Source organism: Acidobacteriota bacterium, assembly GCA_012729555.1.
GTDB lineage: Bacteria > Acidobacteriota > UBA6911 > UBA6911 > UBA6911 > UBA6911.
Genome location: JAAYCX010000012.1, coordinates 138841 through 161307 on the forward strand (window position 1 = coordinate 138841; position 22467 = coordinate 161307).

Below are 22467 nucleotides of genomic sequence, written 5' to 3' on the forward strand. Positions count from 1 at the left end.
AAATGAGCCAATGGTCAGATACGCAAGACGCGTCGTCGTGTTCATGGTCGGCATGACGGTATTTCTTTTCGGAATCGCACTGGTCTTCCTCCCGGGGCCCGCCTTCGTCGTCATTCCCGTCGGGCTGGCCATCCTGGCCACGGAATACGCCTGGGCCCGGCAGTGGCTGCGCGTCATGAAGGAATCGGCGGAAAAAGGAGCCGAAAGGCTGAACCTCCGTTCGCTGTTTTCCAGGACCCCCGGACCCGACGGGGGAGGAGCGTCGGCCGATAGCCCATAAATTCCCTGATTGCAACGGTTCCCCCCCATCGTCAAATGAGATACAATGCATACCTCGACCGCGTTGGCGGGTGGGGAGAGCGATGAAGAAGCGCTGGATCGGACGCATAACCAAGGCGCTGGCGGCACTGGCCGTCCTCGTTGCCCTCATTCCGCTTCTGCTGCTGGCGCCGCCGGTCGGAAACTGGGCGTTCCACAAGGCGGGCGGATATCTCCGGCGCAGCGCGAAGATCGAACTGCGGGCGGACCGGGTCCGGTTGAACCTGTTCACCGGATCGGTCCGGCTGGAAAACCTGTCGCTCGCGGCCGCGCGCGCCCCGGGGCTCCCCCCCCTGCTGCGGGCCGATCACGCCTACGCCGACCTCGGCCTGCTCGATGCCGTCAGGGGGGTGTGGACGGTGGAAACCGTGCGGGTCCACGAGCCCAGGGTGCATTATTTCGTGGGCCCGGACGGGGAAACGAACCTGCCCGAGACGGACGCCTCCGGGGACGCCTCCCTGGATCTGCGGATTCTCCAGGCCGGCATCACCGACGGCGCCCTGCAATGGGAAGACCGCCGGCGCGGACTGTGGATCGAACTGCCCGGCTGGGATCTTGCCGTCGAGGGAAACCGGGGGTCGCGCGCGCACCGTATCACCTTCACCGGCGGCCCGGTTTCGACCTTCACCCTGGGGGACCTTTCGATCCCCGTCGATTCCCTCGGCTTCTCAGGCGTTCTGGACGGCCCCCTATGGCGCATAGACTCGGCCCGGGTCGTTGCCGCCCGGTCCACGCTCGAGTTCGGGGGATCGGTACGGAACCTCCGGGAACTGGACCTGGAACTGGCGCCCGGGCTGGATACCGGAGCGATCGCCGAAGCCGCGGGTCACGGGGGCAGGATCGCCGGCCGGGTCTCCGGAACAATCAGGGTTCACGGCCCGCTCGACAACCTGCGGATAGAGGGCCGGCTCGCGGGAGATGGGGTGCAGCTGGAGGGGGCGCCTCCGCTCGACCTCCGGCTTGCCGCGGACCTGGAGTGGGACGCGGCCGGGGACAGGGTGTCGATCCAAAGCCTGGACCTCGCTTCCCCGGAAGGATCGCTCCGCGCCGAGGGGACGCTCTGCACCGGGGAGGAGTGCGCGGCCAGTGTCCTGAGGGCGCGGCTCCGTGACATCGATCTCCTCCCCTTCTCGCACAGCCTCGGGCTCCCCTTCCGCCTGGCCGGCCGGGCGGGGGGGACGGTCTCCGTCGAGTGGAGGGGGAAGCCCGTACCTGCAAACCTCCGCGCCGACGCCTCCCTCGAACTCGGGAGCACCCGCCCGGCGCCGGAAGCCGATCTTCTCCCTGTCTCCGCGACGGTCGACGCGGAGTACGCATCCGGCCGGCTGCGGGGACGGATACGCTCGCTCTCGGTCCTGGGTGCGCGCGCGGCCGGCGAGTTTTCCCTCCGGTCTTTTCGCACCCTCGAGGGGCGCCTCCAGGGGGAGGCCGCCGACCTGGACGATTCCGCGCAGCAGCTCGCGCGCTTTCTGGGAAAGCCGGGATCCCGCGCGGGGGTCAGCCTGGCCGGCAACCTGGACTTTGACGTCCGGGCCTCGGGGGAACTGGACGACCTGGAGATCGAGGCCAGGCTGGACGCCCCGTCGCTCGCGGTCGCGGGCCTCGGGGGGATGGGGACCGAGGCGCGCGCCGTCTACCGAAACGGGGTCCTCTCGTTTCAGAACAACCTGCGTCTTCCCGGCGAGAGCCTGCTGGAGACCCAGGGCACGCTCGATTTCGGAGGGGAGGAGCCCCGCTTGCGCCTCGCGGCCAAATCCGCGGCCCCGGTGCCGCTCGAGGTCCTCAACTCCCTGCTCGGGCGCTCGATTCCGATGTCGGGCACCCTGGAGACCTCGCTGCGCCTGGACGGCCCCGTCGACAACCTCGCCGGGGATCTCTCCATCACCGGAGAAGCCCTCTCCCTGTACGCACTGCCCCTGGGACGGCTGGACATCCTCCTCGGCCTGGCCGACCGGGAGATCCGGTCCAGCCGCATACGGTTGTCGCGGAGTCCCGAGCATCCATCGAGCGATCTGCTGGCGGCCCGCGTTTCCTACGCCCTGGACAGCGGCCGCTACGAACTCGAGGCGGAGGGGACGGGGCTGGCCCTCGTCCCCGCGCACCTTCCCGGCGGAGCCCAAATCAACGGGACCCTCTCGCTCGAGGCTTCGGGAACGGGGACGATCGAAAATCCTTCCTTCGACCTCGAAATCGGATCGAACGACCTGCACGCATGGCGCCAACCCCTGGGCCCGGTTTCGGTCACGGCCCGGATCCGGGGGAAGGAAGCCGGCATCCGGGCGCTGGCACCCGATCTGGATCTTTCCTCCGACGCCACCCTGACACTGAGGGCCCCCTGGCCCTTCCGGGTCACCGTCGAGGCGCGGGACTCCGACCTGGCCGCCGCCGGACTCGAGTGGCGCGGCCGGCCGGTGACCGGGTCGCTCAGGGCGGACATCTCGGGTTCCGGAGAGTTGGGCGACCTGGAGGCGTCCCGGATCGAGGCGCTGATCGAAGAGGTGACGGCGCGGGCGGGCGAACTCGAGGTGCGCACCGGGGCGCCGGCCGGAATCCACTATCGGGGCCGCTCCCTGGAGTTCGCACCGCCCCTCGCCCTGGCCGTCGGCCGTTCGGCGATCGAGCTCGGCGGCCGCCTCCCCGTCCGGGCGGGGGCGCCGGCCGGAACCGTCGACCTGAAAGGGCGGCTCGACCTGGCGGACACCGGAACAGTCTTCACCCCCCCAGAAGGGTTCGGGCTCGAAGGAGTCCTCGATCTCGACCTGGTGCTCTCCGGCGCCTACGGGGATTTTGCCGTCACGGGCGGATTCGGCCTGGACGACGGAACGATACGCATTCCCAGGGCCGCCGCACCCATGACGGAAGCCTCCGTCCGGGGAAAGATCGAGAGCGGGGTGCTGGTCCTCGAGCGGGCGGGCGCGAAATGGGGGAGAGGCCGCATCGGGCTCTCGGGCACCGTCCCCCTCGGGTTGCTGCCCGAAGACCTTCCCCTGGAATTTGCGCGCGGGACAGGGCCGGCCGAGTTCGTCCTCGACGTTGAAGATTTCGCCCCGGAAGCGACGGGGTTCCTTCCCGAGGGAATTTCGGGCCTGGTTTCGCTCCGCGCCACGGGGCGCGCCGACCATCCGGACCTCCAGGCCCTGGACGGCGAAATCCGGTTCGGCGCCCTGGACCTCAAGGTCGACACCATCGGCTTCAGCCAGGCGGAACCGGTCCTGATCGAAATCCGCCGCGGCGTCGCCACCATCGCCCGACTGGCGCTCTCCGGGCCGGAAACCCGTATCGAGGCGTCCGGAACGGCGGGAGTGTACCCGCGGGGGCCGCTGGACCTCGCCGTCGAAGGCTCCCTCGACGCCGGGCTGCTCGGCGTTTTCAGCGAGGGGGTGAAAACGGCGGGCGAACTGCGGATCGACGCGCGGGTCGCGGGCTCGCTCGACGCCCCGGTGCTTTCGGGCCGGGCGGAAATGGACAACGGGAAGCTGGCCCTCCAATCCCCCCGGATCGCGGCCGACGACCTGAAGATGCGGCTGGACCTCACCTCCGATTCCATCATCGTGCGCGAACTCACCGGCGTCCTCAACGGCGGCGCCATGTCGGTCGAGGGTTCGATCGGGTACCGTGACGGAATCCTCAACGGCATAGATCTCGAGGCGCGCGTGCAGGACGTCTTCCTCGAATTCCCCGAGGGGCTGAAATCGGCGTCGAGCGGGAACCTGACCATGAAATCGGGGGAAGACACCATCGTCGTCGGCGGCAGCCTGCGGATCATGGAAAGCGCCTACCGGGAATCGATCGAAGTCGGGGGGCAGCTGATCAACTACCTGAAATCGCAGCAGGTGGTGACCCTCGACGAGGAACCCAATCCCTTCCTGGACCGGCTCCGGTTCGACATCGCCGTCCGCACCTCGACCCCGCTGCTGGTGCAGAACAACATCGCCAGGGTCGAAGCCTCCGCCACCAATCTCCGCCTTGTCGGAAGTTATGCCGACCCCTCGGTCGTCGGCCGCGTCACCCTCGGCGAGGGGGGGGAGATCGTCCTGAACCAGCAAAGCTACTACATCAACCGGGGGGTGATCACCCTGGTGAACCAGAGCCGCATCGAACCGGAATTCAACATCCAGGCGCAGACGAAGATCGACATCTACGAGATCACGCTCCAGCTGATCGGGAACCCCGAACGGATGTCCACCCTGCTCTCTTCCGACCCGCCGCTTTCGGAGAGGGACATCCTCTCGCTCCTCCTCACGGGCAAGACCATCGCCGAGACCCAGGGGCGCGAAATGCAGATGGCCCGGACCCAGGCGCTGTCGCTGATCGCCGGACAGGCGGGTGCGGGAGTCACCAACGAGGCGCGCAAGGCGCTCCACCTGAGCACCTTCCGGATCGACCCGGGGCTGATCGCCTCGGAATCCAACCCGGGGGCCCGCCTGACGATCGGGGAGGACGTCACGCGCGACCTCAGCCTCGTCTATTCCATGAACCTCGTCAACGGGGGGGACCAGATCTGGGCGGCCGAGTACGATATCGGCCGGCGCCTCTCGACCCAGGCCACCAAGCAGCAGGACAACAGCTACCGCTTCGAGTTCCGCCATGACCTCCGCTTCGGGGGCGCGGGGGCGCGCCGCGGGGCGCGGCGGCAGGCGGCCCGGTTCGAGATCGGATCGGTCCATTTCCAGGGGGAGGAGGCGCACTCCGAAAAGGACCTTATGGACCGGTTCAAGAACAAGGCGGGCGACCGGTACGAGTTTCAGAAAGTCCAGAAAGGGCTGGACCGCCTGCACGACTTCTACTTCAGCCAGGACCGCCTGGAAGCCGATATCCGGCTCCAGCGCGAAACCGGGGACAGGACCGTCGACCTGAAGGTCGGCATCGACCCCGGGCCGGTGGTGCAGTTCGACTACGGCTCCTTCCCCCTAGGCAAGGATGTACGCGAGCAGGTCGCCAGGGCGTGGGCGGACGGGGTTTTCGAGGCCGAAAGACTGGACGAGGCGGCGCTCGTCATCCGCCGCTCCCTGACCGAAAGCGGCTTCCTCCAGGCCACGGTCGCTGCTGAAATGGCGGAGGCGGACGGGCGGAAGCAGGTCCGGTTCACCATCGACTCCGGCCCCCGGTACGCCGAGATTCCCCTCTCCTTCCCGGGGGCAAAGGGGATTTCCCCCGGCGCCCTCGGCGAACTCGTGGAGGACGCCGACCTGGAGCGCGAGATCTACGTCAACCCGAAAAAGGTGGCCGATTTTCTCCGGCGCTACTACCGCAACCGCGGGTACCTCCAGGCGGAGGTCTCCCCGCCGCAGTTCCGGCCGGCCGCACGGGAAACGGTGATCGCGGTTACCGAGGGGCCGCTGTTCGTGATCGGCGAGCTCGAGTTCTCCGGCAACAAGGTCTTCAGCTACGACGAACTCTGGATGGTCATCCCCACCTCGAGCGGCAGCGTCTACAACCCGGACTCGCTGAGGGAATCGGTCCGGGAGATGGAGAACCTCTACCACGGCCGGGGGTACAACGACGTCACCATCACCTTCCGGGTAGTCCAGGACACCTCCAGGACCCGGGCCGACGTGAACTTCCAGATCACCGAACGGCGGCAGTCGGTCATCCGCGATATCGTGATCGAGGGGAACCGGGACACCCGGCCGGGATTCGTCACCCGGCAGATCGACTTCCGGGTCGGCGACCCCCTGGATTACGAAAAGATCAACGAAGCCCGGAGGCGGCTGTACTCCACGGGGGTGTACACGACCGTCGATTTCCAGATGGAGGAACTCCCCTCCGAGGCGCCGGCCCCGGAGCGAAAGGAGATGCGGGTGCGGGTCCGGCTGCGCGAGACCCAACCCTACCGCCTGCAGTACGGGCTCTTCTACGATACCGACCGCGGCGTCGGCGGCCTGGTGGAGGCGCAGCACCTGAACCTCCTGGGGCGGGCGACCAACCTCGGCCTCCGCCTCCGCTACGACTCCGACCTCAAGGAGGGGCGGCTGTACTATCACCAGCCCTTCGTGACCCGGCTCCACCTCAAGATGGACGCCAGCGCGTTCTGGCAGCAGGAGACCCGCTCCTTCTTCTCGGCGAAGCGGATCGGGTTCTCCCTGATGCAGGAGCGGGAGCTTCCTCGGGAGTTCCGCCTCGATTACGGCTACCGCTACGACCATGTCCGCTGGAACGGACTGCCGCCCGACCCGATCCTCTTCCAGGCCAGCGACCCCGTCGCCCGGCTGACCGGGACCCTGACCCGCGACACGCGCGACAGCGTGCTCGACCCCACGCGCGGCGAGTTCACCTCCCAGACGTTCGAATTCGGCCCCCGCTGGCTCGGGTCCGAGGTCGGTTTCGCCCGTTACTCGGGGCAGTATTTCCGCTACTTCCCCCTGGACAAGTACCTGGGGAAACCGATCGTGGACCGAAAGGGGGAACCGCTGCCGACGAACTTCGTCTACGCCGCGGCGCTGCGCCTGGGGCTGACGTCCCCCTTCGGGAAAAAATCGCTGATCGCGCCCGAGCGCTTCTTCGCCGGGGGCGGCACCACCATGAGGGGGTTCGAGCAGGACCTGATGGGGCCGGTGGAGGAGCAGCCGGACGGCAGCCTGCGGCCGAGCGGGGGGGAAGCCATGTTCCTGCTCAACAACGAACTCCGCTTCCCGATCGTGGGCATCCTCCAGGGGGTGGCGTTCCTCGACATCGGCAACGTCTACAGGAAACTGACCGACTTCGATTTCACCCTGCGCAAGACGGCCGGGGCGGGGCTCCGGCTGAAGATCCGGTCGATCCCCCTGAGGTTCGACTACGGGTTCAAGCTCGACCGGAAAACGGGCGAGAGCGGGGGCGAATTCTTCTTCAGCATCGGGCAGGCGTTCTAGCCGGCATCCTTTCCCCGGCCGCGGTGGACCCAGCGGAAGACGGGGTCGTGCCCCTCCTCCCCGGGAGCGCGCCGGCGCCTGAGGTCCGCGAGGTTGCGCCCCATGATCGAGTGGACGTCCTCCATGAGACGGCGCTTTCCCCCCCTCGAGTAGGATGCCAGGTCGATCGGGCGGTCGATCCGGATACGGATGACGGTGCCGGGGTTCACCTCGAGGGTCCCGGGCACGATCACGCGGCTGCTGCCGTCGAGCGTCACCGGGACCAGAGGGACGCCCGCGCGCAGGGCCAGGGCGAAGGCCCCGCCGTGGAAGGGGCCCAGTTCCCCCGTCCGGCTCCGCGTCCCTTCCGGGAAGGCGATGGCGCTGACCCCCCCGGCGATCGTCCCGGCCGCGGCCACGATGCTCCTGGCCGCCTCGCGGGGATTTTCCCGGTCGATGGGGATGTAGCCCGAACGCCGCATGTGCCATCCCATGAACGGGACGCTGAAAAGCTGCTTTTTGGCGATCCAGCGGAACTGGATCGGCAGATGCGCCGCGAGCGACAGGATGTCGTGCAGCCCGCTGTGGTTGGCCACGAAGATCTGCGGCCGGCGGCGATCGACGTGTTCCAGCCCCTCGATCTCCACGCGGGCGCGGCTGAGCCAGAGGTTGTCGCGGGACCAGCGCCGCATGCAGAAGTGCTGGATGCGGCCGCCCCGGGACAGGAGGCTCCCCAGAAGCGACACCGTCGCCCAGAAGGCGGTGCTGAGCCCGCAGCCGGTCCAGCACCAGATCGTATACGTCCTCGCCCTTGCCTTTTTCATCCGGAAGAATGTATCACAGCCGCCGGCGCGCTCCTATGGCGCCGACCCGGCCCCGGCCCGCTCCTCTTCCCGCGCCTTCTCCGCCTCGCGCGCCTTCTCCGCCTCGCGCGCCTTCTCCGCCTCGCGTGCCTTCTCCGCCTCCTCCAGCCACCCGCGGCGCAGCCGCTCCATGGGGATGCTGGAGGTGTAGGGCTTGATGTCGAGCACCGGCGTGCCGTCGAGCATGTCGACCCCCCCCAGCACGAGACGCGCCCCTTCGCGCCGGATCAGCTGCACCGCCGTAAGCCCGATCGCGTTCGGCCGGTGGGGGGAACGCGTGGCGAACACCCCGTGCTCCCTCCCGTCGGTGGGCGTCCCCCCCACGAGCGAGTACCCGTCCGCCCGGTGGAAGACCCAGAGGATCCAGAGGTGGGAGAAACCCTCGATATCCTCGAGGCCCGCGGCGAATTCGGGCAGGAGCTCGAGGACCCCCTCCATGGTGTGCTCGGCCCCCAGCCCCTTCGGCACCTGGCTCGTTTCGGTGTAAGCGCTCCGGATATGCCCGATCGGGCGCATAGTGTACTCTTCCACAGGCCGTCTCATTCCTTCCTCCCCTCCCGCCCGTACTCCTCCTCGAGCCGCCGGGCCGTAACGAATTCCGGCGCGACGTCCACCGGGATCGATTTCAGCCGATCCAGCATCCTCCCGACTTCGGGCCGGAGGACCCCCAGCCGCCCGAGCAGGTCGCGCGCCCGGGCGGCGTCCCCTTCCGCTTCGATCGTGAGGATCTCGCGCGTGAGCGCCCGCACCCCATCCCGGATCTTTTCGCGGTTCACCCGGAAGGTGCCGTCCCCCGCGGTCTCGAACGCGCCGTAATCGAGGAGGAAGTTGAGCTGGACGGCGATCCCCCGCCCGTGCGCCTCGTTGATCCCGAAGCGGATCGAGCGGAAGGCGGAAGCGAGGAAGGTGTCGTAAACGCTCTCCTCGAGCCCCCGGCCGAGCACCCCCTTGTCGGCGAGATGCCCGAGGGCGAACAGGCCGGAGACGTCGGCCTTGGCCTCCTCGATCGCGCTGTAGGCGTCCGACAGGGCCTGGCGCACGCTGATCTCCTCGCCGTCCACCACCGCCCGGTGCGGGCCGAGGCCGTGCATCAGCTCGTGCAGGACGGTGTGGGTGAAAAAGGCCTCGAAACGGACCCTTTTGGCGTCCTCGGGAGCAAGCACGACGGCGGCGATGGGGGCCAGCACCTTGTCGAATTTCGCCCGCTGCACGTTCCGGAGCATGACGCGCTTGGCCCCTTTTTCCCGGATGACGCGCTCGTCGTTGGGAAGGTTGAAGGCCGCCGTCTGCACCCCGCGGTTGCCGTCCCCGGAGGCGAAGACCAGGTTCACCACCCTGATGGGGGCCATCGCCCCGAGCTTCGGGTTCCGGTAGCGGGGATCGACGGGGAGGTGGTCCTCGATCCCCTGCAGTTCGGCCCCGAGGCGCCCCAGCTTCCGCGTCTCCTCCTCGTCGCGCACGGCGATGAAGGCCTCGAAGGCGGCCTTGGCGTTGAACCACTCGTCTTCGTAGACCTCGTAGGGTCCGATGGTCGGTTCGATCGCCCCCTCGATTTCCATCCAGGCGAGGTCGCTCGCGTAGTAATCGTTGTCCAGAAAAGCCTGCGCGCGCTTTTCCAGGAATGCCCTGAGGGTGGGCTCGGCCGTAAGCGCCGCGGCCTCCCGGAGCAGCCCGGCGCAGAGCGCCAGTTCCCCCTGGTACTCCAGGCTGTAGGGAACGGCCGTAAAAGGTCCCCCGCCCGGCGCACGCCGGATCACGGTGAAGAAGCCCCTGGCCTCCGACTCCTCCCCCGGCGGCAGCGACCGGAGCCACGCCTCCACCTCCTCCCTGGTCGAGCCCACGGGATAGAAGCCGCCCCCGGCGGGCTTCGGGGGGACCCCCGCGATGAAGCCCGCATTGTGGTCCAGGCGGGACCAGGGCCCCTTGTTGAGCAGAAAATGGTCCAGCCGGGCCTTCCCGAGCGGGGTCGGGTCGCGGAGCAGGTCGAGCAGCAGGGTTTCGTTCCCGGCCCAGACCTGGCGCAGGAAAAGGGAGTCCATGACCCTGGCGGCCTCCACCAGCCGGCCGAGGGCCCGGCGTTCCCCCTCGGGCAGGGGGGACAGGTCGGCCGAAATCTCCACCGGGGCGAATCGGTCGGTCATGGCCTGGAATTTTTCGAGATCGGGCATGGACCCCTCCAGGAAAGTCACGAAAACGCCGGCGGCCGCCAGCGCAAGAGTCGACTTGTTCATGCCTCCAGCATACCTCATCCCGACTTCCCGGGCAGGGCAAAATCGGGCCGCGTCCGGGAGCGGGGATCGCCCCGGGCGAGGTTGCAATGAAGGATCGGATTCTCTATGATGTGCCTTTCCAAACCGGGGAGTTGCCGTGACCGAGACTCAAGCCGCCGCCGCGGGGACCCGCAAGCGCCAGACCGCGGAAAGCATGGCCGAGCGCCAGCGTGAAATTTCGATATCGGAATTTTTCAGCAAGAACCGGCACCTGCTGGGATTCGACAACCCGCAGAAGGCGCTGCTGACCGCCGTCAAGGAGGCCGTGGACAACTCGCTCGACGCCTGCGAGGAAGCGGGCTTCCTCCCCTCGATCCGCATCGCCATCCGGCAGGTCGGAGAGGACCGCTTCCGCGTGTCGGTGGAGGACAACGGGCCCGGGATCGTCAAGGCGCAGATCCCGAAGATCTTCGGCAAGCTCCTGTACGGATCGAAGTTTCACACTCTCAAGCAGGCGCGGGGGCAGCAGGGGATCGGCATTTCGGCGGCCGGAATGTACGGGCTGCTCACCACCGGGAAATCGATCGTCATCACCTCCCGCACCGGCGCGGGCAAGCCCGCCCACTACTACGAGATCCAGATCGACACCCGGAAGAACACGCCCCAGATCATCACCGACCGGATCATCGACTGGGAGCCCCCGCACGGGACCCGGGTGGAAATCGAGCTGATCGGGACCTACAAGAAAGGGCGGCACTCGGTCGAGGACTACGTGCGCCAGACGGCCATCGCCAACCCCCACTGCGAAATCTTCTACACCCCCCCCGACGCGGACGAACCGATGCACCTGGTCCGGGGCTCGGACCTGCTGCCGCCGGAGCCGCGCGAAATCAGGCCCCACCCCTACGGGGTGGAACTCGGCGTGCTCATCCGGATGATGAAGGAAACCTCCGCCCGCCAGCTGGGCGCCGCCCTGCAGAAGGATTTTTCGCGCGTGAGCGCCAAAATCGCGGCGGAGATCTGCAAGGCGGCCGGGCTGCGGCCCAGCGCCAACCCCCACACCCTCCAGGGGCAGGAGACCGAGCGGCTCTACAAGGCGATCAACGGGGTGAAGATCATGAGCCCGGCGACCAACTGCCTCTCCCCCATCGGGGAGGAGCAGATCCTGGCGGGCCTCCGGAAGGAGATCGACGCCGACTTCTTCACCGCCATCACGCGCGCGCCGGCGGTCTACCGGGGCAACCCCTTCCAGATCGAGGTCGGGCTCGCCTACGGCGGGCGCCTCCCGGGGGACGAGCTGGTGGACCTGCTTCGCTTCGCCAACCGCGTCCCCCTGCAATACCAGCAGTCGGCCTGCGCCATCACCAAGGCCGTCCTCGGCATCGACTGGCGCAGCTACGGCCTGCCGCAGTCCAAGGGGGCGCTCCCGACGGGGCCCGTGGCGCTGTTCGTGCACATGGCTTCCGTCTGGGTCCCTTTCACTTCGGAGAGCAAGGAATCGGTGGCCCCCTATCCCGAAATCCTGCGCGAGCTGCGCCTGGCGCTGCAGGAATGCGGGCGGAAGCTCGCCACCCACATCCGCGCCCACCGGCGGGCGGCCGAAGAGGAAAAGAAGAAGTCGTACATCGAAAAATACATCCCGCATATCGGCATCGCCCTGCGGGAAATCCTGGCGCTCTCGGAGAACGAAGAGCGGGAGGTCGTCACCACCCTGGTCGACGTCCTCGAGCGGAGCCGTTCCAAGGAACGGTGAAGGCCGGGCCTTTCCGCAACCGGAAGCCGAAAACACGAACGTTGTCTGGAGTCCACATCATGGCGAAGAAATCCGAAACCGGGAAGAAACCGGCATCGGCGTCGGGCAGGCAGGTCCTCAAGGCGATCGTAACCTCCGCGGAGGATATCCGCCGCAAGGTCCTGGCGCGCAAAAAACCGACCATGAAGCTCCCGGTCCGCTCCCTTTCGAACGTCCGCTACCAGCCCGAACGCGGATTCTTCGAAATGAAGGGGCAGAAGAAGGAACGGACGCTCACGGTGAACACCGTCAAGACCTTCGCCCAGACCCTGCGCATGGTGGCGCTCTCGAAGGAGCTGGTGGAAAACGACGACATCGCGACCAAGCGGGAGGCCTATTACGTCTCCAAGAACTGGGAGGAGGCGCGTTTTACCGAGCAGCCGGAATCGGACACCGTCATGGACGACGTCGAAGCCTTTTTCGGCGTCAACCGCGAGCAGCTCGGCTTCATCCCCGAGGAGAAGGGGGGGGACGTCGCCGGCCGCCTGGTCGTGATCGACCGCGACCGCGACACGGGGCAGACGCTGCGGATCGACTGCACCCGGTTCGGGTCGGGCGCCTACAGCATCCCCATTTCCGTGGAGGACCTCGAGTTCGAGACCCAGGCCGATTTCATCCTCGCCATCGAGACCGCGGGGATGTTCCAGCGCCTGGTGAAGCACAACTACTGGAAGCAGGCCAACTGCGTCCTGGTGAGCATGGGGGGGGTGCCCACGCGCGCCTGCCGCCGCTTCATCCGCCGCCTGGCCGACTTCAAGCGGATCCCGGTCTACGTCTTCGTCGACGGCGACCCCTACGGGATCACCAATATCTACCGCACCCTCAAGGTGGGGAGCGGCAACGCCGCGCACCTCAACGAGTTCTTCTGCGTTCCCCAGGCCACTTTCCTGGGGATCACGCCGCAGGACGTCCTCGACTACAAGCTCCCCACGCACCCGCTGAAGGACGTGGATATCAAGCGCGCCCGGGACGCCATCAAGAACGACCCCTTCATCAAACACTACCGGCCCTGGATCAAGGCGATGGAGCAGATGCTCAAGATGGGGGTGCGCGCCGAACAGCAGGCGCTGGCCAAGCACGGGCTCAACTACGTCATCGACGAGTACCTGCCCCAGAAGCTCAGCCACCCGGAACGTTTTCTGCCGTAGCTATTCCTTCATCCATTCGAACAGCCGGTAGTGCCCGTCGTCCATGCCGCAGTGCCGGTAAACGGCGGCGGCAGTGCGGTTGTCGCGCTCCACGTAGAGCCGGATCCCGTGGACGTCCGCCCGCCGCCCGGCCTCCCGCTTCACCCGGCCGAACATCTCCCTGAATGCGCCCGCGCCCCGGAAACCGGGGACCACGTACACCGAGTGGACCCAGAGCACCTCGCCGTCGCGCCAGTCGCTCCATTCGTAGAGCACCATCAGGCAGCCGACGGGACGCCCGCCCGCTTCCGCCACCAGGTAATACCCCCGTTCGGGGTGATCGAGGATATGCCCGACCCCCTTTTCCACCCGCTCCGGGTCCAGAACCTTCCTTTCGGTCTCGAGCGCCATGGCGGCCTGAAACGCCGCCAGGGTCCCGGCGTCACCGGGCCCGGCCCTGCGAACCTCGAATTCCATCGATGGCCACCTCCATTGCACACCCGGTGCGGCCGGCGCCCCGGCCCGGGTCTGGACGGCTATTATGCCCGAATCCGCGCCCGTGCGCCCCCTCCTTTTGCACGGGGTACGCAGCGCCATCTTTGGTAGAATACAGTCAACGGCAATGTCGCCCCCGGCTTCGCCCGAAGCGTGCGGTCCACACAAAGGAGGCATCATGCATCGTTTCACCCCGCAGCACCTGAACCTTCTGACGGCGCGGCACGAATCCCCCTGCGTCTCCCTCTATCAGTCCACTCACCGGCATCGGCCCCTGAACCAGCAGGACCCGGTCCGGTACCGGAACCTGCTCCGGGAGATGGACGCCTCGCTGTGCCGGCTGTACCCCGCCAGGGACGTGAAACCGATCATGGAGCCGTTCGAGAAACTCTCCCGTGACGATGATTTCTGGAGCGGAAGGACCGAGGGAATAGCGCTCTTCGCCGCGCCCGGAATGTTCCAGGCGCTGGACCTGCAGCAGCCGGTCCCCGATCTTCTCATCGTGGCCGACAGCTTTCACATCAAGCCGCTGCTGCGGATCGCGCAGTCGGCCGACCGCTACCAGGTCCTGTGCCTGACGCGGCGGGAGGCCAGCCTCTACGAGGGAAACCGGGACGCGCTGGATGCGGTGGAACTGAAAAACGTGCCCTCGACCCTTACCGAGGCGCTGGGGGAGGAGTTGACCGAACCGCACCAGACGGTCGCCTCCTACGGACAGGGAAGCGGCGGCACGCCCATGCGCCACGGGCATGGCTCGAGGAAGGACGAGGTCGACACCGACACGGAGCGGTTCTTCCGCGTCATCGACAGGGGCATCCTGGAGCATTACTCGCAGCCTTCCGGCCTGCCGCTGATGCTGGCCGCGCTCCCCGAGTATCACACGCTGTTCCGGTCGGTCAGCCGCAACCCCCAGCTCCTGCAGGCGGGAATCACGACCAACCCGGACGCCCTGACCCCGGAACAGCTGCGGACCGAATCGTTGCGCAGGATGGAGCCACTCTACCAGAAGCGGATCGATGCCCTGATCCGCGATTACCAGGAGGCGAAGTCCCGCAGGCAGGGATCGGACGACCTGCCGGCGCTGGCAGCGGCGGCCGCCGAGGGGCGCATCGCCACGCTGCTGGTCGAGGCGCACCTCCAGGTGCCGGGCCGGATCCTCTCCGGCACCGGCGAAATCAGGGCGAGCGCGATGTCCGACCCGGATACCGACGACGTCCTGGACGACCTGGCCGAACACGTTCTCCGGACGAAGGGAGAGGTGGTCGTCATCCCCGGGGAGGAGATGCCCACCAGGACCGGCGCGGCCGCCATCTACCGGTATTGAAGGGGACAGTCACCACTGTCCCCAAAATCGCTCGCGCTGGGACAGCCGCCCCATGAGCTCGCGGCGCGCACGCCGCGGAGGATCGCGGTGGCCAGGGCGTCGGCGGCCAGCGCTCCGACAGTGCCGGCATCGGCGGTGCGCCCCAGGGTCCCGGTAGCGAGGGCGAAGACGGTGTCCCCGTCCCAGGGCATGTGCGCGGGGCGGATGCAGCGCGCCAGGGCGTCCTGGGCCATCCGGGCGACGCGGGTGCAGCCCGATTTGGACAGGTCCGCGTTGGTGGCGACGACCGCCAGCAGCGTGTTCCCGGCAAAGGGGGGAGGCGGCTCCTCCCCCCGGCGCAGCGCCTCCATGCTGTCGGCCAGTCCCCTGCCGTCGGGCGTCCGGGCCCCGGCGAGGATCCGGCCCGAGCCGGGGTCGACGACATCCCCGAAGGAATTGACGGCCGCCAGGGCGCCCGCCTTCAGCCCGTCCGGGCGCTCGATCGACCACGACCCGAGCCCCCCGCGCATGGCCCGGCCGGGGCCGAACATCTTCCCCACCGTGGCGCCGGCGCCCGCGCCCACATTCCCCTCCCCGACCGGATCAGTATCGGCTGACTGCATGGCGGCGTATCCCGCCGCGGCGTCCGGGCGGATCCCGCCGTCCCCCAGCTGGAGATCGAAGAGAATGGCGCCGCAGACGATGGGGACCCGGATCTCTCCGGCGGCGAAACCGCGCCCCCGTTCCTCGAGCCCGCGCATGATTCCGGCCGCCGCCTCGAGCCCGAACGCGCTCCCCCCCGCCAGGAAGATCGCGTCGATTTGCCCGACGCTGTTTTCGGGGCGCAGCAGCTCCAACTCACGGCTGCCGGGGGCGCCCCCCCTGACATCGACCCCGGCCGTAAACGGCCGGTCCGACAGGATGACGGTGCAGCCCGTGGGACGGCCGGCGCAGGTGTGGTGCCCCACCCTGAGGCCGTCGATGTCGGTCAGCGAACGAACCCTCTGGTTCATGGATGCCTCCCGGCCGGCCGAAGGTCCGGGACCACCCCGAAAACGATATTCGGAACGGTGTGACGCCGGCCACACCCTATTATGCATAATTCCCTTAGTTTTTTAAGGTTGCACGGTGATTTGACCCGCCGTTTTTGGTAGATTACTGGGGTTCCATCACAAGTCGGCGTGCGGGACGCGGGCGGGGGACCCTTTTCCAATCATCAGGCATGGACGGAATGCAGGAAATCAGACGCATTCTTCTGACCGGCGGCGGGACCGCGGGTCATGTCAATCCGGCGCTGGCCATCGGATCGGCCCTCGATTCCGGGAACACCCGTTTCCTTTTTGTCGGGGTCAGGGGAAGGGTCGAGGAGCAGGTCGTCCCGCGCGAGGGGATGCCGATAAAGTACGTCCGGGCATCCGGTTTCCCCGGCACGCTCTCCCCCTCCCTCCTCCCCTTTCTGGCCAACCTGTCGATCGGCGTCCTGCAGTCCCTCTGGATCCTCTGCCGGTTCCGCCCCGACGTCATCGTGGGGACCGGGGGCTACGTCTCCGCCCCCATCGTCATGGCCGCCGCGGTGCTCCGAAAACTGCGCCTCGGCCGCTCCCGCGTCTTCATCCACGAGCAGAACGCTGTCCCGGGCAAACTGAACCAGCTGATGGGACGCTTCGCCGACCGCATCCTGGTCACCTTCCCCGAGACCCTCTCCTTCTTTCCCGCCAAGGCGGCGCTGGCGGGCTACCCGCTGCGGAGGCGCATCACCGCGGTCGGCCGGGAGGAGGCGCTGCAGAAGATCGATTTCGCCATTCCCGAAAACCGCAAGGTGGTCCTGGTCTTCGGGGGGAGCCAGGGGTCGCGGACCATCAACCGGGCCCTCGTCGACGCGCTCCGTCACCTCCTCCCCTACAGGGACCGCCTCTTCATCATCCACGGCACCGGGTTGATGAAGAGCCGTCAATACGACGCCGCCGCGGACACCGAAGCGAGGCTGCGCCGCCTGTACGACGGCGAGGAACTCGGGCAGATCGAGTCCTTCTACCTTCATCGCCCCTATTTTTACAATATCGAAAACCTGTACGCGGCGAGCGATCTCGTGATCGCCCGCGCCGGCGCCGGAAGCCTCAACGAGATCTCGGCCATGGGGCTCCCGGCCCTCATCATCCCCAAGTCCAATCTCCCCGGGAACCACCAGGTGATGAACGCGCGCAGCATGGAGAGGGCGGGGGGGGCCGAAATCCTCTACGAACAGATCGCTCCGGTCGACGGCAGGCTCGATGAATGGCTCGACGGCAGGGCCCTGGCGCAGGCGATCTCCTCGCTTGCGCTGGACGACGAGAGGCTGGAACGGCTGCGGCACCGGAGCCGGGAGTTCCTCAACCGGGATGCGCTCGCCAGGATCGCCCGGATGATCCGCGCCGAAGACGGCGGGGCGGCCGAAGCCGCGTCCGGCGCCCCCCTTCCCGGAATCGGGCCAGCGGAGGAGCACCTTCCCGGCAATCGCGCGCTGCTGCTGATGCTGGAAAAGGCGGAGCGCTCCCGCCCCCATCTCTACAACCCGGAAACCGTCGTCGGGCGCCCGCAGGACCTGGAATTTTACGGGAACCGGGCCAGCGCGCTGCTGATCCACCCCTCCTGGCCCGAACGCAACCTGGGGGTCAAACTCCTGGGACTGCTGCACGCGCGGGAAAAAGCGCCGGCGCTCGTGACCCTGCTCAGGGAAAGGAAGCCGGTCTCTTTCCTGAAGCGCTGCTTCGGGGGGGATTTCGAACAGGTGGGCTTCATCCGGCGCAACATCGTCACCGCCCTGATCCGCATGGACGCGCTCGACTCCGAAATCGAGGCGGCCCTGCTCGAGGCCCTGGGAGACCCCTACTTCGAGGTCCAGGCCGAAGCCGCCCGTGCCGCCGCCCACTTCGCGGGCCGCCTCTCGAGCCGCGAGCGCTTCGTGCGCGCGCTGCTGGGAAATCTCAGGAACCGGAACCTGGACGTCTGCACGGCCGCCGCGGAAGCCCTCGGCGTCATCGGCGGCGAGAGGGACGCCCTCCCCGAGCTCCTCAGGCTGTGGGACACCCGGTTCTGGAAGATGCGGGCGGCGGCGCTCCGCGGCCTCTATCTCCTGGTCGAGCGGGGGGAGGTATCCGACCCCGAGGCGCTTGAAACGGAGATCCCCAGGTTCATCCTGACCTCCACCGACTTCCGGCCCCATTTTGAGATAAAATCGACCTACCGCCGCCTCATGGAATCCCTTTCCAGGGCAAGAGAGAAGGGGCTCAGGCCATGATCTATCTTCTCGGAAAATACCTCCACCCCAACTTCGAACCGTTCTCCTTCCTGCGCCTGGTGGAATACATCTCGGCCAGGGCCATCGGCGCCGCCCTGACGGCCATCATCCTGACGCTCGCGCTGACGCCGCTCGTGATCCGGTACCTGCACCGCAGGGGCATGGTGGACCAGTGGCGGAACACGGGGGTCTCCTCCGCTTTCGACAAGACGGGGACCCCGGCGATGGGGGGGGCCATCGTCGCCGGGTGCGTCCTGGTCTCCTGCCTCCTCTGGTGCAACATGTCCAACCTGTATCTCCTGGCGGTGCTTGCGGGAATGGTCTGGTTCGGCGGGATCGGGCTGGCGGACGACATCGCCAAAACGAGGGCGCGCTCGGGCGACGGGGGGATGAGCGAAACCAGGAAACTGCTGTTGCAGGCGGGGTTCGCCGCGGGGCTGGCCCTCTTTCTCGCCAGCCCGTGGTCACCGCTGCCGGCCGGCCAGGCGGGCGCCTTTTACGTCCCGTTCCTCAAGGCCCCCTTGTTCGCTTCCCTCTGGCTGTACCTCCCCATCGTCTTCTTTTTCGTGGTCGTGGTGGGGAACGCCGTGAACATCGCCGACGGGATGGACGGCCTGGCCATCGTCCCCTCGGTCTTCGCCATCGGGGTGCTGGGCTTTTTCGGCTACCTCCTCGGCAACGCCATCTGGGCCCGGTACCTCAACTACCCCTTTTACCCGGGGACGGGGGAACTCGCGGTCTTCGCTTCCGCCTTCGCCGGGGCGGGGATAGGCTTTCTCTGGTTTAACGCCTACCCGGCCCAGATCTTCATGGGGGACACCGGGTCGATGGCCATCGGCGGCTCGATCGCGGTGCTTTCGGTGATGCTCAAGCAGGAGGCCCTTTTCCTGATCCTCGGCGGCCTCTTCGTGGCCGAGGCCGCCACCTCGCAGATCCAGGACAAGATCGGGATCCGGTGGCTCGGCCGCCGGATATTCATGCGGGCGCCGCTGCACCACGCCATGCAGCACAACGGGCTGGCCGAAACCAAGGTGGTGATCCGGCTCTGGATCGTATCGGGGATCCTGGCCCTGGCCGCCCTTGCCACCCTGAAACTGCGCTGACCCATGCCGACCGACAGATCCCCCTCGCAGCCCCCTTCCCCGCCGGACCTCCCCCCCCCGGGACAGGCGGGTTCGGGCCGAAACGCCCTCCTGGTGGGGTCCGGGATCCTGTCGAGCCGCGTCGTCGGCCTGGTGCGGGAGCGCATCTTCGCCCACTACTTCGGCAACTCGGCCGCCGCCGACGCGTTCAAGGCCGCGCTCAAGATCCCCAACATCCTGCAGAACCTTTTCGGGGAAGGGGCGCTCTCCTCCTCCTTCATCCCGGTCTACGCCCGCCTGCTGGCCTCCGGGGACCGCCGCGAGGCCGCCCGCGTAGCGCGCGTCGTCGGGTCGCTCCTCGCGCTCGCCATGTCGCTGCTGGTGCTGGCAGGGATGCTGGCGACCCCGCTGCTGATCGACCTCATCGCCCCGGGGTTCTCGGGTGAAAAGCGGGAGGCCACGATCCGCATGGTGCGCATCGTTTTCCCGGGAATCGGCCTGCTCGTGCTCTCGGCCTGGTGCCTGGGAATCCTCAACAGCCACCGCCGCTTCTTCCTCCCCTACGCGGCGCCGGTGCTCTGGAACCTGGCGATGATCGGGACCCTGGTCGGATTCGGCGGGCGGGAGGCCCCCTACCGCCTGGCGGAATACCTGGCCTGGGGTTCGGTCGCCGGAAGCCTCCTGCAGTTCGGCGTGCAGCTTCCGGCGGTTTTGCGCCTCGCCGGGGAAATCCATTTCCAGTGGGACGTCGCATCGGCCCAGGTGCGCACCGTCATCCGCAACTTCATCCCCGGCATGGCCACGCGGGGGGTCAACCAGGTGAGCGGCGCCATAGACACCGTCCTGGCCAGCTTCCTGCCGACGGGGGCCGTGGCCGCGCTGGCCTACACCCAGACCCTCTACCTCATCCCGGTCAGCCTGTTCGGCATGTCCATTTCGAGCGCCGAACTGCCCGAAATGTCCAGCCAGCTGGGCGCCCGGGATACCGTCGCGGAGGGTTTGCGCCTCCGCCTGGACCGGGCGCTCCAGCGCGTAGCCTTTTTCGTGGTCCCCTCGGCCGCGGCCTTCCTGGCGCTCGGCGACAGCGTGATCGGGCTCCTCTACCAGACCGGGGAATTCACCCTCGAGGACACGCGCTTCGTCTGGGCCGTGCTGGCCGGGTACACCACGGGGCTGCTGGCGGCGACCCTGGGGCGCCTGTACACCTCGGCCTTCTGGGCGCTGGGGGACACCCGGACGCCGTTTCGCTACGCCGCGATCCGGATCTCGACGGCGGCGGGGGTGGGATGGCTTCTGGCCTTCCCGGTCCCCGCATGGCTCGGCCTCCCCGCCCGGGTGGGGCTCGTGGGGCTGACGGCGGCGGCGGGGCTCGCGGCCTGGGTGGAATTCTCGCTGCTGCGCCGGGCCCTCATCCGGCGTATCGGCCGGGCCAGCCTGGCTCTCCCCCATGCCGCCCGGCTGTCGGGGGCCGCGCTGGCCGCCGCCGCCGCGGCGTACGCCCTCAAATTGTGGCTCCGGGAGCTGCCGCCCTATATTTCGGGCTCCCTGGTCCTGGCCGTTTTCGGGTCCCTCTACCTGGCCGCGGCGGCCGCGCTGGGCACGCCGGACGCGGTCCGGATCGTCCGGGCGGTGCGAAAGAGGATGCCGTTCCGGGCCGGCTAACCCTCCTTGAGCCTGCTCCGCAGCCGCCGGAACTCCTCGGTACCGGCGCGGCGCAGCCACTCGTACACCACCGACTCGGCCGTCGTCACGGCGATGCCGGAACGGCCCAGCCTCCGCAGGCCGATTTCGAAGTCCATCGGCCTCCGGGAGGAGGTGGCGTCGGCCGCGAGAAAAACGCTCTCCCCCTGGAAATCGAGCTCCAGCGCCGTCTGGGCCACGCACACGTGGGTTTCGATCCCCGCCAGCACGATCTGGTTGCGCCCGAGCCCGTAGATATGCTCGCTGAACCCCGGGCTGGAGACGCAGCTGAAATGAGTCTTTTCCAGCGCCCGCGTCCCGGGGAGCAGGTCCCGGATCTCCCCGATGGTGGGACCGAGCCCCGCGGGGTACTGCTCGGTGAGAACGACCGGGATTTCGAACGTGTTCGCCGCCGCGATCAGCAGATCGATCTTCCGCAGCACCCGCTCGTGGTCGAAGACGGCGGGAAAGAGCTTTTCCTGAACATCGATGACCACCAGTACGCTGCGCCCGCGGTCCAGAAGTTCCGACATCGCCTCCCCCCTTTTTTTATCGCCCCGTTTCCATCGAAAATACCACATATGCCCGGCGGCGGGTGACAAAAGGGGAGGGATCGATTAATCTGTCCCTGTACAAGGAGGATGCCCGTGAAAAAAATCGTACTGCTGAGGCATGGAGAGAGCGTCTGGAACCGCGAGAACCTTTTCACCGGCTGGACGGACGTGGACCTGAGCCAGCAGGGGACCCGGGAGGCCGTCGAAGCAGGCCGCCTGCTCCGTGCCGAAGGTTACGTCTTCGACCAGGCGTTCACCTCCGTGCTGAAGCGGGCGATCCGGACGCTCTGGCTGGCGCTGGAGGAAATGGACCTCTGCTGGATCCCGGTCTTCAACAGCTGGCGGTTGAACGAGCGGCACTACGGCGCCCTGCAGGGGCTCAACAAGGTGGCCACGGCGGAGAAGTTCGGGGCGGAACAGGTCCACGTGTGGCGTCGCTCCTACGACATCCGTCCCCCGGCGCTCGATCCGGGGGACGAGCGCTCCCCGGCGCGCGACCCGCGCTACGCCGGGCTGGGCCCGGGGGAAATCCCCATGGCCGAGTGCCTCAAGGACACGGTCGAACGCGTCCTCCCCTTCTGGCACGAGACGATCGTTCCGGCCGTCCGCTCCGGACGGCGCGTGCTGGTGTCGGCGCACGGCAACAGCCTGCGCGCCCTGGTCAAATACCTGGACGACATACCGGAGGCCGAGATCGTGGGGCTGAACATCCCCACCGGGATCCCGATGGTATACGAGTTCACCGACGACATGACGCCCATCCGCCGTTACTACCTGGGAGACCCGGAAGCCGCCAGGAAGGCGGCCGAGGCGGTGGCCAACCAGGCGAAGAAGAATTGACGATTTACCGGTGGCGAAAATTGTGTAATATCATTTCGCGGACAACGGAGGCCGCGGGCGGGGCCGAGACCCCCATGCCCGGCCTTGAGGTTCCAA

The 22467-nt window shown here is 67.7% G+C and carries 15 protein-coding genes; 9 read left to right on the forward strand and 6 right to left on the reverse strand.

Annotation, left to right across the window (positions count from 1 at the left end):
• The first annotated feature begins 10 nt into the window (after positions 1–10).
• Both GXY47_03580 and GXY47_03585 read left to right on the forward strand, forming a co-directional pair.
• Positions 11–280 (forward strand): hypothetical protein, encoded by a 270-nt coding sequence (locus GXY47_03580; protein ID NLV30213.1) that lies wholly within the window; start codon positions 11–13, stop codon positions 278–280.
• 82 nt (positions 281–362) lie between these two features.
• Positions 363–7169 (forward strand): BamA/TamA family outer membrane protein, encoded by a 6807-nt coding sequence (locus tag GXY47_03585; GenBank protein NLV30214.1) that lies wholly within the window; start codon positions 363–365, stop codon positions 7167–7169.
• Here the strand turns inward: GXY47_03585 and GXY47_03590 are convergent.
• From GXY47_03590 to GXY47_03600, 3 genes are read right to left on the reverse strand one after another with little or no spacing between them, the layout of a single operon-like run.
• Positions 7166–7972, reverse strand: a complete 807-nt coding sequence (locus GXY47_03590) for a 1-acyl-sn-glycerol-3-phosphate acyltransferase (protein NLV30215.1) — start codon at positions 7970–7972, stop codon at positions 7166–7168. The two genes, GXY47_03585 and GXY47_03590, sit on opposite strands and share 4 nt — an antisense overlap.
• 33 nt (positions 7973–8005) lie before the next feature.
• Positions 8006–8542 carry a tRNA (N6-threonylcarbamoyladenosine(37)-N6)-methyltransferase TrmO gene (gene tsaA, locus GXY47_03595; protein NLV30216.1) on the reverse strand — a complete coding sequence of 179 codons (537 nt, stop codon included), beginning with the start codon at positions 8540–8542 and terminating at the stop codon, positions 8006–8008.
• A gap of 8 nt (positions 8543–8550) precedes the next feature.
• The gene (locus GXY47_03600) at positions 8551–10152 is read right to left on the reverse strand and encodes a hypothetical protein (GenBank protein ID NLV30217.1); all 1602 of its coding nucleotides are present in this window, start codon (positions 10150–10152) and stop codon (positions 8551–8553) included.
• A gap of 283 nt (positions 10153–10435) precedes the next feature.
• Here GXY47_03600 and GXY47_03605 point away from each other — a divergent pair, with 283 nt between their 5' ends.
• Together GXY47_03605 and GXY47_03610 are read left to right on the forward strand one after the other, a co-directional pair.
• Positions 10436–11974: a DNA topoisomerase VI subunit B gene (locus GXY47_03605; GenBank protein NLV30218.1), complete on the forward strand. Its 1539-nt coding sequence runs from the start codon at positions 10436–10438 to the stop codon at positions 11972–11974.
• A 59-nt stretch (positions 11975–12033) separates the two neighbouring features.
• Complete coding sequence (locus GXY47_03610; GenBank protein NLV30219.1) at positions 12034–13161, forward strand: DNA topoisomerase IV subunit A; 1128 nt, start codon at positions 12034–12036, stop codon at positions 13159–13161.
• On the opposite strand, the gene GXY47_03615 is transcribed toward GXY47_03610, so the two are convergent.
• Positions 13162–13617, reverse strand: coding sequence for a GNAT family N-acetyltransferase (locus GXY47_03615; GenBank protein NLV30220.1), 456 nt, complete (start codon positions 13615–13617; stop codon positions 13162–13164).
• Between the two features lie 196 nt (positions 13618–13813).
• Here GXY47_03615 and GXY47_03620 point away from each other — a divergent pair, with 196 nt between their 5' ends.
• The gene (locus tag GXY47_03620; GenBank protein ID NLV30221.1) at positions 13814–14959 is read left to right on the forward strand and encodes a hypothetical protein; all 1146 of its coding nucleotides are present in this window, start codon (positions 13814–13816) and stop codon (positions 14957–14959) included.
• Here the strand turns inward: GXY47_03620 and GXY47_03625 are convergent.
• Positions 14947–15951 (reverse strand): P1 family peptidase, encoded by a 1005-nt coding sequence (locus GXY47_03625; GenBank protein NLV30222.1) that lies wholly within the window; start codon positions 15949–15951, stop codon positions 14947–14949. The genes GXY47_03620 and GXY47_03625 overlap by 13 nt on opposite strands.
• Positions 15952–16169: 218 nt before the next feature.
• On the opposite strand from GXY47_03625, the gene GXY47_03630 reads away from it, so the two are divergent.
• From GXY47_03630 to murJ, 3 genes are read left to right on the forward strand one after another with little or no spacing between them, the layout of a single operon-like run.
• Entirely contained in the window at positions 16170–18215 is a 2046-nt protein-coding gene (locus tag GXY47_03630) for a hypothetical protein (GenBank protein ID NLV30223.1), read from the forward strand.
• The gene (gene mraY / locus GXY47_03635) at positions 18212–19318 is read left to right on the forward strand and encodes a phospho-N-acetylmuramoyl-pentapeptide-transferase (protein NLV30224.1); all 1107 of its coding nucleotides are present in this window, start codon (positions 18212–18214) and stop codon (positions 19316–19318) included. Before GXY47_03630 ends, mraY begins: the two co-directional genes overlap by 4 nt.
• A gap of 3 nt (positions 19319–19321) precedes the next feature.
• Positions 19322–20959 (forward strand): murein biosynthesis integral membrane protein MurJ, encoded by a 1638-nt coding sequence (gene murJ, locus GXY47_03640; protein NLV30225.1) that lies wholly within the window; start codon positions 19322–19324, stop codon positions 20957–20959.
• On the opposite strand, the gene GXY47_03645 is transcribed toward murJ, so the two are convergent.
• On the reverse strand, positions 20956–21510 hold the full coding sequence (locus GXY47_03645; GenBank protein NLV30226.1) for a hydrolase: 555 nt from the start codon (positions 21508–21510) through the stop codon (positions 20956–20958). The genes murJ and GXY47_03645 overlap by 4 nt on opposite strands.
• Positions 21511–21624: 114 nt before the next feature.
• On the opposite strand from GXY47_03645, the gene gpmA reads away from it, so the two are divergent.
• Positions 21625–22371 carry a 2,3-diphosphoglycerate-dependent phosphoglycerate mutase gene (gene gpmA / locus GXY47_03650; GenBank protein NLV30227.1) on the forward strand — a complete coding sequence of 249 codons (747 nt, stop codon included), beginning with the start codon at positions 21625–21627 and terminating at the stop codon, positions 22369–22371.
• The last annotated feature ends 96 nt before the right edge of the window (positions 22372–22467 follow it).

Excerpts from the sequence above, each read along its gene's own strand:
- GXY47_03580 (NLV30213.1), top strand. The coding sequence starts at position 11 with ATGGTCAGATACGCAAGACGCGTCGTCGTGTTCATGGTCGGCATGACG.
- GXY47_03585 (NLV30214.1), top strand. The coding sequence starts at position 363 with ATGAAGAAGCGCTGGATCGGACGCATAACCAAGGCGCTGGCGGCACTG.
- GXY47_03590 (NLV30215.1), bottom strand. The coding sequence starts at position 7,972 with ATGAAAAAGGCAAGGGCGAGGACGTATACGATCTGGTGCTGGACCGGC.
- GXY47_03600 (NLV30217.1), bottom strand. The coding sequence starts at position 10,152 with ATGACCGACCGATTCGCCCCGGTGGAGATTTCGGCCGACCTGTCCCCC.
- GXY47_03605 (NLV30218.1), top strand. The coding sequence starts at position 10,436 with ATGGCCGAGCGCCAGCGTGAAATTTCGATATCGGAATTTTTCAGCAAG.
- GXY47_03610 (NLV30219.1), top strand. The coding sequence starts at position 12,034 with ATGGCGAAGAAATCCGAAACCGGGAAGAAACCGGCATCGGCGTCGGGC.
- GXY47_03615 (NLV30220.1), bottom strand. The coding sequence starts at position 13,617 with ATGGAATTCGAGGTTCGCAGGGCCGGGCCCGGTGACGCCGGGACCCTG.
- GXY47_03620 (NLV30221.1), top strand. The coding sequence starts at position 13,814 with ATGCATCGTTTCACCCCGCAGCACCTGAACCTTCTGACGGCGCGGCAC.
- GXY47_03625 (NLV30222.1), bottom strand. The coding sequence starts at position 15,951 with ATGAACCAGAGGGTTCGTTCGCTGACCGACATCGACGGCCTCAGGGTG.
- GXY47_03630 (NLV30223.1), top strand. The coding sequence starts at position 16,170 with ATGCAGGAAATCAGACGCATTCTTCTGACCGGCGGCGGGACCGCGGGT.
- mraY (NLV30224.1), top strand. The coding sequence starts at position 18,212 with ATGATCTATCTTCTCGGAAAATACCTCCACCCCAACTTCGAACCGTTC.
- murJ (NLV30225.1), top strand. The coding sequence starts at position 19,322 with ATGCCGACCGACAGATCCCCCTCGCAGCCCCCTTCCCCGCCGGACCTC.
- GXY47_03645 (NLV30226.1), bottom strand. The coding sequence starts at position 21,510 with ATGTCGGAACTTCTGGACCGCGGGCGCAGCGTACTGGTGGTCATCGAT.